Here is a 13,902-nt window from a genome sequence, read left to right as displayed (position 1 = left end):
CTAAGCCACATGAAAGATCAGCCTGATTGGTACCAATTTAATAACTCGGAAAAAATAGATACGCCGGCGTTGCTTATTTATTCTGAGCGGGTGATCAGTAATATTAACAGGCTGAAACAAATGGTTTCATCGCCATCGTTACTGCGGCCTCATGTTAAAACCAATAAATCGGTTAAAGTAAGCAGGTTAATGATGGATGCGGGCATTACCAAATTTAAATGCGCCACCATTGCCGAGGCTGAAATGCTGGGCCGTGCCGGAGCACCCGATGTATTGTTGGCTTATCAACCTACGCTGGTTAAGCTGGAAAGGTTCATACAGTTGATACTGGCTTATCCAAAAACTACTTATTCATGCCTGGTTGATAATGAAACAACGGCTGATATGATATCCCTTGTAGCCGGGCTTAATAACCTGATTATACCCGTTTGTATTGATTTAAATGTGGGCATGAACCGTACCGGCATCATCCCAGAAAAAGCTTTAAAACTATTTTATTACCTGACCACACTATCGGGAATTAAATTCAAAGGATTGCACGCTTATGATGGCCATATTGAAGACCTGAATTTAACCGATCGGACAATCCATTGCGAAAAAGAATTTGAACCGGTAGAAAAACTGCGCAAAAATATCCAGGGCTTAGGCTATCCCCTGCCGCTGCTTATAGCCGGTGGTTCGCCAACATTTGCAATTCATGCTAAAAGGGCCAATACAGAGTGCAGCCCGGGTACTTTTGTTTTTTGGGATAAAGGTTACCAGGAGCATATCCCCGAGCAATCATTTTTATTTGCAGCTATTGTATTAGCGCGGGTTGTTTCTTTGCCTGATGAAACTAAGATCTGTATCGACCTGGGTTATAAATCCATATCATCCGAAAAACCTTTACAAAACAGGTTTTACTTTTTAAATGCGCCTCACCTAAAGCCCTATAGCCAAAGCGAAGAACACCTGGTTATTGAAGTAGGACAAGGACATGAGTATAAAATAGGCGACGAATTTTATGTACTACCCATGCACATTTGCCCTACCGTAGCAATGTATGATGAAGCCCACATAATCGAAAAAGGCACCTATACCCAAAAGTGGCCAATTGATGCCCGTGGTAGAGCATTGAAACCTGTTGACAATTAAAAGGAGTTTTATATTTTTTAATAAAATTTCACCGTTGGTCGTTTACTAAAAGCATTTTTTGCCGATATCTCTGTAAAATAGTATCATAAATAGCTAATTTATATAAAGGCTTATCTTACCAGGTAGTTTAAATTTGTTAGGTGCAGTAGTTATACTACTATGTATTTGTCGCAACTACATTTCAATACTGTTAAACCAATTTTGATGAATAATTTTATAAAAACTGCTATTGCATGTCTGGCCTTGTCAAGTTTCACGGCTTATGGGCAGGGTGCAAAAAAAGGTGAAGTAATTACCCAGCTTACTAACCCCAAGGGTTGGATCATTCAAACCAAATCATCGGCCTATCAATTAAATGTTAGCAGTGTAAATAGCATCAGGCCGGTTTTTTACGGCTCGCGCGAACAGGCAGAGCAGGCCGCCAGGACCAACTCGCAATGGTTTGAAGGTATAGAAGAAGTTCCGGTTAGGGGAAGCTTTCCGTTTAAAACACCTGCATTAGAGGTTATATTTAACGATAATGTAAGGGATGCCGATTTGGTATATGTAAAAGGCGAAGTGATTACAGTTGAGGGGCGGAGCACACTTAAAATCACCCAAAAAGACAAATTTTATCCGTTAGAGGTTACCTCTTATATCCGTGTGCTTCCTGAATATGATATCCTTGAAAAATGGATGGTTGTTAAAAACACCGGCACAAAGGGTGATATAAAAATAGAGAACGCGCAGTCGGGCAGTATTGTGCTACCTGCTGATGAGTATATGCTGACACATTTGGCGGGTAAACAAATGAACGAGTTTCAGCAACAGCAAACGTTGCTTACACCCGGCTTAAAAGTTATTCAAAACAAAGCATTTAAGGCAAACTTTAACCCGCCATGGTTTATGGTGCGCCCGCAAAACGCGGCTAAGGAAACCGGACCGGCGTGGTTTGGCTCGTTACATTACAGTGGTAACTGGCAGCTGGCATTCGATAAATCAATTGAAGGAAATGTACAGATCCTTGGCGGTATAAATTTTTGGGATTCATCGTGGTTGCTAACACCGGGCGCGAGCTTTGAAACGCCGAAGTTATCTGTCGGCTATACCAACGATGGCCCTGATGGCGCCGCACAAAGCCTGACAGCCTATGCCCGCGAAACCGTATTGCCAGAGAAGCATCGCAAGCAAATGCGTCCGGTATTATATAATAGCTGGGAAGCTACTTTCTATGCGGTGAATGAGGAACAGCAACTGGAGCTGGCAAAAAGGGCAAAAGATATTGGCATTGAGTTATTTGTGATTGACGACGGCTGGTTTAAAGGCCGTACCAGTGCTACAACCGGTTTAGGCGATTGGGAAGTTGATAAAACAAAATTCCCTAACGGATTAGGCTCGATGATCAAAAAAATAAATGATATGGGCATGGATTTCGGCATTTGGGTTGAGCCTGAAAGTTTAGTACCGGCCAGCGAGGTGTATAAAGCGCATCCGGATTGGGTATTTGACATGCCCCCTAACCGTACATTACCAATAACCAGGCGATATTTAAACCTGGCTAAGGAAGAGGTTTACCAACATTTGCTTGCAGTATTATCAAAGCTATTAGCTGAAAATAATATCAAATTTATTAAGTGGGATCAGAACAGCTATTTGTCTGAAACCGGTTGGAAAAACGCCCCGGTCGAGATCCAGCGCGAGGTACGCATACGGTTCATGAAAAATGTTTATCGTTTGGTTGAAGAACTGAGGAAGAGGTTTCCTGATGTACTGTTCGAATCGTGCGCCAGCGGTGGCGGAAGGGTCGACTTGGGCATGCTTTCGCGCATGGACCAGGCCTGGGTAAGTGATAACACCAGCCCGCTTGATCGCATTTATATGCAATACGGTTACACCTGGGCCTTACCGGCAAATACAATGGTATCATGGGTTACGGGCAATGGCAACCACCAGCCTACCTCGCTTGATTATAAGTTTGATGTATCTATGGCCGGCGTATTAGCCGTAGGCGACGACCTGCGTAAATGGACACCGGAAGATATGGCCGTTGCAGCTAAAAAAATCGCCGAATACAAAGTGATCAGACCGTTGATCCAACAAGGTAAAGTATATCACTTGGTATCACCTTTCGAGGAAAACCGGTCGGCACTACAATACCAGGATGCGACCACTAAATCTGTTGTGATGTGCTATAATATGGCCGAGTACCTGCCGGGCAGCCAATATGGTTCGCGTTCTGCAAATACGCTTAAACTTAAAGGGTTAAAAGCAGATGAATCATACAGTGTACAAAACATTGAGGACCGCGATAAACCGGGCGCAACTTACAAAGGCGATTACCTGATGAATGTGGGTATTGCCTGGCCGGTAAAAGGCGCTAATAAAGGCCAGATCTTACTGGTAAATCCACAGGGTAAATAAAAACTATCATACATCATAACATCAATAAAAATAAATGGCAAGATTTATTAAACAAGGCAAAAGTGATACCGAGCTTAAAGAAGCGGATGCAAAGGTTAAAGAAATAGTAAGCGGTATAATAAAAGATATTGAAACCAATGGCGACGCAGCTGTAAAAAGCTTATCAGAAAAATTTGATAAGTGGTCGCCTGAGAGCTTTCGTTTAACTGACGCGCAGATAGCCGAGATCGTAGCTTCGGTACCAGAGCAGGTTGTGAATGACATTAAGTTTGCGCAAAAGCAGATCAAAAACTTTGCGACCAAACAAAGAGAATCTATTAAGGATATAGAAGTTGAGACTTTACCCGGCGTATTTTTAGGGCATAAGAACATCCCTATCAATAGCGCGGGCTGTTATATCCCTGGCGGCAGATACCCTATGGTAGCATCTGCGCATATGAGTATCCTTACAGCTAAAGTTGCAGGTGTAAAACGGGTTATCGCGTGTACCCCGCCTATTAATGGCAAAGTACCTGCGGCTACTATATGCGCCATGTATTTGGCAGGAGCCGATGAGATCTATCTATTAGGCGGCGTACAGGCTGTTTGCGCCATGGCTATCGGTACAGAAACCATCCAACCGGTTGATATTATTGTAGGCCCGGGCAATGCTTACGTAGCCGAAGCCAAAAAACAACTGTACGGACGGGTAGGCATCGACCTTTTTGCCGGCCCCACCGAAGTATTGGTAATTGCTGATGAAACATCAGACGCCGAAATAGTTGCAACAGATCTATTAGGACAGGCAGAGCACGGACCAACATCTCCGGCGGCATTAATAACCACTTCTGAAAAGTTAGCCCACGAAACGTTAATAGAAATTGAAAAACAACTATTAGTATTACCTACAGCCGATATTGCAGGTGTTGCATGGCGCGATAACGGGTCAATAATTGTAGTGGCCGATGAGAAAGAAGCGGTAGAAGTAGCGGATAAATTAGCTTATGAACATGTTGAAGTATTGACAAAGGACCCTACCTATTTCCTTAACAACATGACAAACTATGGCGCACTGTTCTTAGGTCCCGAAACCAATGTGGCTTATGGCGATAAGGTAATAGGTACTAACCATACCCTGCCAACCAATAAAGCAGCCCGGTATACAGGTGGCTTATGGGTAGGCAAGTTCCTTAAAAATTGCACCTATCAACGCTGTACGCCGGAAGCAGGCGCCTTTATAGGCGAGTATGCAGCGCGATTATGCGAGATAGAAGGCTTTATGGGCCATAAAGAACAGGCGGAGCTTAGAGTACGCCGTTATGGTAAAAAGAAAGCAACAGTTTAGTCCCCCTAATTCATTATATGTAAAAAAACCGAACTTTTTAAGGTTCGGTTTTTTTTATGGATAATGAATTTATGCTTAGTTCAAATCAAACCGGTCCAGGTTCATTACTTTAGTCCAGGCGGCTACAAAGTCTTTCACGAACTTATCTTTAGCGTCTGAACTTGCATAAACTTCGGCAACAGCCCTTAGTTCTGAATTTGAGCCGAAAACCAAGTCAGCACGGGTGCCTGTCCATTTTACTTCACCCGTGGCGCGATCTCTGCCTTCATAAAGCTCTCTGTCTTGTGTGGCTGCCTTCCATTCGGTGCCCATATCCAACAGATTTACAAAGAAATCGTTGGTAAGCTGGCCGGGACGGGATGTGAAGATACCGTTTGAAGAGCCGTCACAATTAGTATTAAGTGCACGCAGGCCACCTACTAATACCGTTAACTCGGGAGCGGTAAGCGTAAGCAGTTGTGCCTTGTCTATCAACAATTCCTCAGTCGCTGCCGCGGTTTTTCCTTTGCGATAGTTACGGAAACCATCAGTAATAGGCTCCAAATAACCGAATGATTCCACATCGGTTTGCTCTTGCGAAGCATCCATGCGTCCCGGAGTAAACGGAACAGTAATGCTGTTTCCGGCATCTTGAGCAGCTTTTTCAACACCGGCGCAACCTGCCAGTACGATCATATCGGCCAATGAGACTTTCTTCCCGGTGTTATTAAAGTCTTTTTGAATACCTTCCAATACGCCTAACACATTTTGTAGTTGCGACGGATTATTAGCCTGCCAATACCGCTGCGGAGCCAAACGGATCCGGCCGCCATTGGCGCCGCCACGCTTGTCAGATCCACGGAATGTAGAAGCGGATGCCCACGCGGTAGAAACCAGCTCAGAAACGCTTAAACCGGCTGATAACACCTTTGCTTTTAAAGCTGATATGTCGGTGTCATTTATTAGCTCATGATCAACCGCGGGGATAGGATCCTGCCAAAGCAGTTCCTCTTGCGGTACATCCGGGCCAAGGTAACGGGCCTTCGGACCCATATCACGGTGTGTTAGTTTGAACCATGCGCGCGCAAATGCGTCTGCAAACTGGTCTGGGTTCTCTAAAAAGCGCTGCGAAATCTTTCCATAAGCCGGGTCGAAACGTAATGCAAGATCCGTTGTAAGCATGGTTGGACGGTGCTTTTTCGAGCTATCATACGCATCGGGGATAATATCCCCTGCGTTCTTCGCTACCCATTGGTGTGCACCGGCCGGGCTTTTAGTCAATTCCCATTCAAAGCCCATCAGGTTTTCAAAAAAGTTATTGCTCCATTGCGTTGGCGTTTTAGTCCAGGTTACTTCAAGCCCGCTGGTAATGGTATCAGGGCCTTTGCCGCTGCCATATTTGTTTTTCCAGCCGAAACCCTGCATGTCCAAATCAACAGCTTCCGGCTCTTTACCCACATTATCAGCAGAGGCCGCACCGTGTGTTTTGCCGAAGCTATGTCCGCCGGCTATTAAGGCAACCGTTTCTTCATCATTCATAGCCATGCGGCCAAAAGTATCACGGATATCTCTTGCGGCCATTATCGGGTCAGGGTTACCATCAGGACCTTCGGGATTTACATAGATTAGCCCCATCTGCACAGCGGCAAGCGGTTTCTCTAAATCCCGGGTATGGATATCGCCGTCGGCATCATCATCAGATACCAATACCCCATGTCCCTCAACACCCGGAGAGCCATGCGCATAACGTAAGTCGCCGCCCAACCAGGTAGTTTCCTCGCCCCAGTAAACTGATTCATCAGGTTCCCATACATCTGCACGCCCACCGGCAAAGCCAAACGTTTTAAAACCCATTGATTCTAAGGCAATGTTCCCGGTAAGGATCATCAGATCGGCCCATGAAATATTGCGCCCATACTTTTGCTTGATGGGCCAAAGCAGCCTGCGCGCCTTATCCAAACTCACGTTATCGGGCCAGCTATTAAGTGGTGCAAAACGCTGCATACCGGCACCTGCGCCCCCACGTCCATCCCCTACTCTGTAAGTACCTGCACTGTGCCAGGCCATACGGACAAACAAACCTCCATAGTGGCCAAAATCTGCCGGCCACCAGTCCTGCGAGTCGGTCATTAAAACATTCAGGTCTCTTTTCAGTTCTTCAAGGTCAAGGCTTTTAAATGCTTCGGCATAATCAAACGCTTCACCCATTGGGTTGGACACCGCTGAATTTTGACGCAGAATACTAAGCTTTAATTGATTTGGCCACCAGTTGTGGTTCCTGGTGCCCCCACTGCCAGCGTTATGTTTCATACTGCCGTTGTGAAACGGGCATTTGCTGATGTCGTTTGGATCTGTTTCCATAGCTATCTATAAGTTTATATTGAATTAGCACTTGGTTTGTGCAGAATATAAAATTAGGGTATTAGGGCGAACATTCCCAATCGATTAATTCTATATCTAATAGCTAAATCCTATAGATAATATGCCTGCCCGTTACCGAGCTATTTTTCGAGTAAAGCCTGTCCCTCAAAAGCTATTCCGGGCCAGCCATTGGCTATAAACTGTCTGATATTTTGGTGATCTGTACCTTCGGGAGTATTTAGTACCGATTGATAGTGTTCTGCAAATAAATGCAGGGTATCTTCCTTACTCAAGTTATTTAGTTGGGCAAAAGCAAAGACTTTAGCACTTCCCTGGTTTTGTGTTGCTTCATTGTAAGCATCACCGTTTTTAAACGCCGTTGGTTGATAGATGTAGTAAGTCTCAATAAATTCAATTACATCTTTAAATACTATTGTGTTAGCTTTTACGCCCTCAAGTAATGTTGTAAGTTGGATATTCATTATAAGTGATTATTAGTACTTTATTTTAAAGCCTGTGTGGCTTGCTTGGGGGTTAACAGGGTCAGCTTCATCCAGACCGGCGTTTCTGGGTTACCTGCTTTATCTACCTTAACGGCGGCTATCTTATCAATCAAATCTATGCCTTTTACAATTTCGCCAAAGATGGTATAATGCTGATCAAGAAACGGTGTACCGCCTACCGTTCGGTAAGCCTCGCGCTGGGCTTCTGAGAAATGCTGATGATACTTCTTTTCAACAGCATCCAGTTGCTCGTTTGACATGGGTTTACCATCCACAATATAGATCTGGGTGGTGAATGATGCTTCGGCCGGGTTAACATCGCGACCCATTGCTACCACGCCACGGCGATGATATAGGGTAGGTACAAACTCGGCAGCTAACCATTTTTGTTCTGGTTTTAGCTTGTGGCCTTTTTCGTATAATGAGTCGGGGTCGCCGCCTTGAATTACAAATCCTTTTAGGATACGGTTAAAGGTGGTAGCATCAAAATACTTGCTTTTAACCAGTTTTATAAAGTTATCCCGGTGGTGCGGTGTCTCATCATACAAACCAATAATGCACGAGCCCTGCGGTGTTTCCAACTTTACGTATTGGCTTTTTTGCTGGCCAAAAGTTGCTGAACACAGGCATAATAAAATTGTTAAAACAAGCGCTGATCGTTTCAATTCGCGGTGATTTTGAGTTCTCTAAATTAAATAAAAAAGGGCAATAGCAGTTAACCGATAAATCAAATCTCTCACAGTTCATATATTAAGTCAAGCATTAAGTAATCAACACAAAAAACTGATTATAAATTATATATAATTTACAATAATTCAATTTCTTTATTAATAAAGAAATTGAATTAGGAATATTTACAAAAAATCATGTCGCAACATATCCCCTGCTCATCTCTTTATTAACCGTTATCGTCTACTTTATTTTTTATCCGGCTAACATATTGGCATCTTGCGGTGTATTAAATAAGTTATGTATAAAACTTCCTTTGCTTTCGCTTTACCATTGTTGCTATTGTTATGGGCCTCCCCTGTTCGTGCCCAGATCAGTATCAGCGGAAAAGTAACCAATTCAGCAAGCGGTCGTGCGGTTAGGCAGGCCAGTATCAGCATTAACCATAAGGGGGTGGGTACTGCTACTAACAGTCAGGGCTTATTTACTTTGATCATACCCGCGGGTAATATTAAGGATAGCCTAAAAATATCATGCGTAGGTTATACCACCCAATATATCGCGATAGCGAACATCAAAAAAGGTGAGGAAATTAATGTTGCCCTCACAAAAAGCAACACCGAACTTAAAGAAGTAACCATAGCTTATTATGATGCCGATAAGATCATCCAAAAAGCGATAAGCCGCATTCCCGAGAATTATATCAACTACCGGCATATCTTGCGTGGTTTCTATCGCATGTACACTTCTACAGATAGCATCCCCCTGCAACTATCCGAAGCTGTTTTTGATGTTTATAATTTTGGCTATGGCGATACGCACTCCGACCTGTTCAGGCTGGTAAAAGCCCGAAGCGAAAAAAATGATCATGATTTTAACACGCTGGAAGTTGGGCAGCGACCTAATTCAATTTTTGAGCAGGATATTATTAACCACCTGCATGCCTGTGGCTTTTTAAATGAAGCAGGGCTAAAAAGGCACCAGTTTACCGTAAACGGTGTGGTTGATATGAAAGGCTACAAAGCCTACGAAGTTGAATTTAAAGAGAACTATGGCGTAGTAGAAGGCACCTATCGGGGTAAATTCTATATCGATACTAAAACCTACGCTTTTATATATTTCGATTTCGGACTAAGCCCGGAGGCATTGAGCGAGGTTGTGCCCGGTACTTTCATATATCGCTCCCTGATGCGTACAGGTGCTACAGAAGTTGGCTTGCAGTTTGACCATACACAGGTAAGCTACCAGGAAGTAGGTAATAAATGGGTACTATCAGGTGTTGAAGGTGATGATTCTCTATCTGTTAAAAACCCGCAGTTAAAGTACGACTATAAGGCCCAGGTTAAATACAATTACCAGATCACCGCGGTTGATACGACACAACAGGAATCATTCGATTCAAAAATAGGCCGTAATGATAATATCAACGCTTATAAAAGCAATGGCGATGAAAAATTCTGGAAGGATTACAATATTATCTTATCAGATTATGACGCGGCCGATATCTTTAAAAGGATAAAAGCGATCAACAAATCAAAGTGACGTACTGATCAATTTACGGTCTGATTTTTTCTTTTAACTTTGCGGGCAAATGCAGGCTACCGTTTTGATAAATAACCCTATCAAAATGAGCGTATAACGTTTATTAACTGATACATTAAAGTATTTATTATCAGCAGCTAACAGCTGTTTTGAGGTTGATGGAACGATCTGTGCTGGCCTAATTCTATATAATTTTATTCAATGCTAACTGTCGAAAAAATTGGCGGCACATCCATGGCCGCTTTAAAAGAAGTCCTTTCAAATATCATCTTTTACAAAGAGGACCATATTTATAACCGTGTTTTTGTGGTATCAGCCTTTTGGGGGGTTACCGATTTGTTGCTGGAAAACAAGAAAACCGGCGCTCCGGGGGTCTATCATAAAATAGCCAAACACCAAAACTTTCATGGCAACCTGCATGATCTTACCCTTAAGCTAAAAGAAATTAACCGCCGCTATACCGACCTGGGTTTAGATGTAGCTGCTGCTGATGAGTTTATTGAAACACGTATTAACGATGCCCAGCATTACCTGGAGAACTTCGCCAGTATATTAGCTTCGGGCTATGTAAGCCAGGACAGTATTTTACAGGCTGCACGCGAAATTTTAGCTTCTATCGGCGAAAGCCACTCGGCATTTGTGCTGACCAATATCTTGCAAAGCAAAGGGCTTAACGCCACCTTTGTTGATCTGAGCGGGTTTCATGATACCAAGTTATACACCATTGACCAACGCATAAGGCATACTTTTAAAGAGATAGACCTGGCTAAAACCATTTGCATAGTTACCGGCTACACCAAGGGTACCGAAGGTATTATGCGCGAGTTTGACCGTGGTTATTCTGAAGTAACCTTTAGCAAGATAGCGGTAGAGTTAAAACCAACGGAAGCTATTATTCATAAAGAATATCACCTATCATCTGCCGATCCGGGGATAGTTGGCATCGAAAATTGTATCCCGGTAGGTAATACTAACTACGATATTGCGGACCAGTTAGCTGATGTAGGTATGGAAGCAATCCACCCCAAAGCATCAAAACCACTGGAAATTCATGGTATTAACCTGCGCATAAAAAACACGTTCGACCCGGCACACCCGGGCACTTTAATAACTACCAACTACATTTGCCCGCACAAACGAGTCGAGGTTATTACCGGTACAGATAAAGTGGTTATGATTGATGTTTTTGACCCGCTAATGGTTGGTAATGCAGGATCCGATCTGCAGATAATGCAGATCTTTGCCGATTTTAATTTGAGCTATATTTTTAAGGTGACCAGCGCAAACAGTATATCCATACTGATATGGGAAAAGCATTTTAATAAAAAGCTGGTTAAAGCTTTGGACGCTTATTTTGAAAAGACCACCGTTGAGAAAATGGCTATGGTTTGCCTACTGGGCACCAATATGGACCAGCCGGGTTTATTGGCAAGGTCAACCACTGCATTAACAGAATCCGGCGTAAATATTAAAAGTGCGGGTGTTGCCTTGCGTAAGGTTAATATCCAATTTTTGGTAGCCCGCGAGGATTTTAATGGTGCGGTGAAAGCATTAAACAACGCTTTGTCTGAATCTATTTAGACAGTTGCTGTAACATACCGGCTGCGTTTTTATTGTTTGGATCGATGTTTATAGCTTGTTTATAATTAAGCTGCGCGTTTGCCTTATCCTGCTTTTTAAGATAAGCCTCGCCTATCAATTCATAACCATAGGCAATATCTGCAGGCTTCGCTTTAAGCGCTACAGCTGTTTGGAATACTTTTATAGCATCGTCAACCTTATTACGGCGCAAAATATATTTACCGGTGCTTATAAGGTCGCCTATCTCGAAGCTAAAATCATAGCTATCCTGCTGATTGGCTTTTAAATCATGGTAATAGGTTAAGCCTTTATCTACATCAGCCAATACCTTTTCGCGGATCTCCAGGTAAACGGATTTTTTTGGTACGGTAACCGGTTGGTTTGCCAATGCAGCAAAGATAGCGTACTTGATTCCGTCTACCTTCATCTGTTGGTTATTGGTCATCATCACTACGGTAAGGTCGCGCTTTAGGTCAGTGTATAGCAATGCTTCGTAGTTACTGTTTGATCCCTGGTGACGATGCCATAGCAGCGTATCATTACTTAAGCCAACCGTACCAATACTACTTTCGCCATTGGGAAAGTTTTGGGCAAGCTCCATAAATGAAGCCTTATTGAGCAGCTTGTTTTGATGTAGTGCTGCCGACCATTTGTAAAGATCTCTTGCAGTCAACCTCACCCACCCTGTCATGGTCTGGTAGTATGGCGAGTCATGAAAATCCTGGTCAAAGGCTCTGGCCATTTGGGGATCATTGGGTGACAGGTCGACCGCCGCACCTGTCATTCCGAAAGGTTTAAATATTTTTTGAGTGATAAACTCCTTGTATGTTTTACCGCTTACCTTTTCCACTATCCGCATTTGCAGGTAAACATTGTAATGGTTATAGATATAGGCTGTGCCGGGTTCAAACTGCAAAGTTGTAAGCGATTTTAGGTTTGCCCGGATCAAACTATCACCTTCGGTAGCCAATGGTGCGAAAACAGGGATCCCGCTGGTATAGGTGATGAGGTGGCGAACTTTAACCTTGGCCGCCCATTCGGGCAGATCTGGCAAGAACTTGCTGATAGGGTCGTCTAAACTTAACTCTCCACGCTGTTGTAGCAACATCATAGCGGCACCATTAAACTCTTTACTTACCGAGCCGATATCAAATTTATAAGCCGGGGTAAGCATTTTGCTTTTGGTGCCATCAGCATACCCTAAAGAATTTTCGTAAATGATCTTCCCCTTTTGGGCCACCAAAATATTACCATTAAAAATCCCGCGCGAATGCGCCAGTTGCATGATGGAATCAAGACGCTTTAAAGTGCCGTTTTGCGCGTAACTAAACAGCGATAAAAGGGTAAATAAGGTAGATATTAGTAGTTTTCTGGTCATTATGTGGTATCTATATGGGTAAAAGACACCTATTATAAAAAAGGGTTACAGCTTATTTGTATTCAATATTGGATTTTGGCTAGCGTTAACCTGGTAGGTGGTTATTTTATTATCAAGGGTTACCTCGACAATGCGGTAGCCTTTATAATCCGTACCCCAGCTGCCGCCAAAATGCGAGTCGAACAGGTGTGGCAACTTACCTGTATAACGGATACCATCCAGGCTATGATCGTGCCCATGAAATACCGCTTTAATGTTTGGATAGCTATGTAACAGCGCGACAATTTCAGGGCAATCAACAAACGTTCCTTTCTCTTCAGGGTTCCAGATATGCGGGGCGATGTGCAGGATAACAAACACCATCTTTTTATCTTTATACGCATCTAATGATGCTTTCATGAAATTATAATCGGGGCAAACGTAACCGCCTTTGGTATCAGCGGTGTTGGCAAATACAAAACCTATATCGCCTTTATCAACCGCATATTTATCCTCATAACCAAACACACTTTTCCATACGGCTGCATCGGCAAAATCATGATTACCGGGGATGGTGTAATAAGGCGTGGGTAGTTTATCTAAATAAGTTTCTTTTACTTTTTTAAGCAGATCGGGACGGTTATGTACCAGGTCGCCGTTAATGATCACCATGTCTAAATGATTATCAGCATGTTCCTTGTTTAACCATTTAACCAAATCACCATAAAACTTATCCGAATCCGTATCCGGCTGTGCATAATGACCATCAGAAGCAATAGCAAAACGCAGTTTAAACTTTTCGGCAGTAGCAGGCCGTACTGGCTGTGCTTCGTTAGCGAACGAATTGATAGCCGGCAATAAGTTAAGGCCCACAGCGCCTATAACTCCTGTTTTAATAAAATTACGTCTGTTGCTCATGTTTTGGTCTATTGGTTTACGTGGTAAATTTATCTTTTATATGTTAAATTAGTTTTAAGTCGGTCAAAAAAAATAAACTATGTAACAATAGAGCGACCCGCGTTTTGATTGGTTAAGGAATACATAATTTTACG

General features: G+C 43.1%; 10 protein-coding genes. 5 read left to right on the top strand and 5 right to left on the bottom strand.

Features of this window, described 5'->3' with window-relative positions; all coding sequences use genetic code 11:
- The first annotated feature begins 9 nt into the window (after positions 1 to 9).
- The 3 genes from ABIB50_RS12230 (at position 10) to hisD (ending at position 4,858) form a co-directional block, all read left to right on the top strand.
- Positions 10 to 1,134, top strand: coding sequence for a D-TA family PLP-dependent enzyme (locus ABIB50_RS12230; RefSeq protein WP_429380011.1), 1,125 nt, complete (start codon positions 10 to 12; stop codon positions 1,132 to 1,134).
- A gap of 204 nt (positions 1,135 to 1,338) precedes the next feature.
- The gene (locus ABIB50_RS12225; RefSeq protein WP_429380010.1) at positions 1,339 to 3,534 is read left to right on the top strand and encodes an alpha-galactosidase; all 2,196 of its coding nucleotides are present in this window, start codon (positions 1,339 to 1,341) and stop codon (positions 3,532 to 3,534) included.
- A gap of 34 nt (positions 3,535 to 3,568) precedes the next feature.
- Positions 3,569 to 4,858: a histidinol dehydrogenase gene (gene hisD / locus ABIB50_RS12220; RefSeq protein WP_429380009.1), complete on the top strand. Its 1,290-nt coding sequence runs from the start codon at positions 3,569 to 3,571 to the stop codon at positions 4,856 to 4,858.
- A 75-nt stretch (positions 4,859 to 4,933) separates the two neighbouring features.
- Here the strand turns inward: hisD and katG are convergent, their stop codons facing one another.
- The 3 genes from katG to ABIB50_RS12205 form a co-directional block, all read right to left on the bottom strand.
- Positions 4,934 to 7,198 carry a catalase/peroxidase HPI gene (katG, locus tag ABIB50_RS12215; RefSeq protein WP_429380008.1) on the bottom strand — a complete coding sequence of 755 codons (2,265 nt, stop codon included), beginning with the start codon at positions 7,196 to 7,198 and terminating at the stop codon, positions 4,934 to 4,936.
- A 140-nt stretch (positions 7,199 to 7,338) separates the two neighbouring features.
- Positions 7,339 to 7,680, bottom strand: a complete 342-nt coding sequence (locus ABIB50_RS12210; protein ID WP_429380007.1) for a HopJ type III effector protein — start codon at positions 7,678 to 7,680, stop codon at positions 7,339 to 7,341.
- A gap of 20 nt (positions 7,681 to 7,700) precedes the next feature.
- Entirely contained in the window at positions 7,701 to 8,282 is a 582-nt protein-coding gene (locus ABIB50_RS12205) for a peptidylprolyl isomerase (protein WP_429380006.1), read from the bottom strand.
- Between the two features lie 388 nt (positions 8,283 to 8,670).
- Here ABIB50_RS12205 and ABIB50_RS12200 point away from each other — a divergent pair, with 388 nt between their 5' ends.
- Both ABIB50_RS12200 and ABIB50_RS12195 read left to right on the top strand, forming a co-directional pair.
- Positions 8,671 to 9,912: a carboxypeptidase-like regulatory domain-containing protein gene (locus ABIB50_RS12200; RefSeq protein WP_429380005.1), complete on the top strand. Its 1,242-nt coding sequence runs from the start codon at positions 8,671 to 8,673 to the stop codon at positions 9,910 to 9,912.
- Between the two features lie 201 nt (positions 9,913 to 10,113).
- The gene (locus ABIB50_RS12195) at positions 10,114 to 11,493 is read left to right on the top strand and encodes an aspartate kinase (RefSeq protein WP_429380004.1); all 1,380 of its coding nucleotides are present in this window, start codon (positions 10,114 to 10,116) and stop codon (positions 11,491 to 11,493) included.
- Here ABIB50_RS12195 and ABIB50_RS12190 read toward each other — a convergent pair.
- On the bottom strand, positions 11,486 to 12,871 hold the full coding sequence (locus tag ABIB50_RS12190) for a serine hydrolase (protein WP_429380003.1): 1,386 nt from the start codon (positions 12,869 to 12,871) through the stop codon (positions 11,486 to 11,488). The two genes, ABIB50_RS12195 and ABIB50_RS12190, sit on opposite strands and share 8 nt — an antisense overlap.
- 45 nt (positions 12,872 to 12,916) lie before the next feature.
- Entirely contained in the window at positions 12,917 to 13,768 is an 852-nt protein-coding gene (locus ABIB50_RS12185; RefSeq protein ID WP_429380002.1) for a metallophosphoesterase family protein, read from the bottom strand.
- Between the last annotated feature and the right edge of the window lie 134 nt (positions 13,769 to 13,902).

Source organism: Mucilaginibacter sp. UYCu711 (assembly GCF_050433825.1).
GTDB lineage: Bacteria > Bacteroidota > Bacteroidia > Sphingobacteriales > Sphingobacteriaceae > Mucilaginibacter.
The sequence above is the reverse complement of the archived record's forward strand: the minus strand, read 5'-3'. Positions and strand labels throughout refer to the sequence as shown.

Coding starts and splice junctions, on each gene's coding strand:
- ABIB50_RS12230 (WP_429380011.1), top strand. CDS start 10: ATGAAAGATCAGCCTGATTGGTACCAATTTAATAACTCGGAAAAAATA.
- ABIB50_RS12225 (WP_429380010.1), top strand. CDS start 1,339: ATGAATAATTTTATAAAAACTGCTATTGCATGTCTGGCCTTGTCAAGT.
- hisD (WP_429380009.1), top strand. CDS start 3,569: ATGGCAAGATTTATTAAACAAGGCAAAAGTGATACCGAGCTTAAAGAA.
- katG (WP_429380008.1), bottom strand. CDS start 7,198: ATGGAAACAGATCCAAACGACATCAGCAAATGCCCGTTTCACAACGGC.
- ABIB50_RS12210 (WP_429380007.1), bottom strand. CDS start 7,680: ATGAATATCCAACTTACAACATTACTTGAGGGCGTAAAAGCTAACACA.
- ABIB50_RS12200 (WP_429380005.1), top strand. CDS start 8,671: ATGTATAAAACTTCCTTTGCTTTCGCTTTACCATTGTTGCTATTGTTA.
- ABIB50_RS12195 (WP_429380004.1), top strand. CDS start 10,114: ATGCTAACTGTCGAAAAAATTGGCGGCACATCCATGGCCGCTTTAAAA.
- ABIB50_RS12190 (WP_429380003.1), bottom strand. CDS start 12,871: ATGACCAGAAAACTACTAATATCTACCTTATTTACCCTTTTATCGCTG.
- ABIB50_RS12185 (WP_429380002.1), bottom strand. CDS start 13,768: ATGAGCAACAGACGTAATTTTATTAAAACAGGAGTTATAGGCGCTGTG.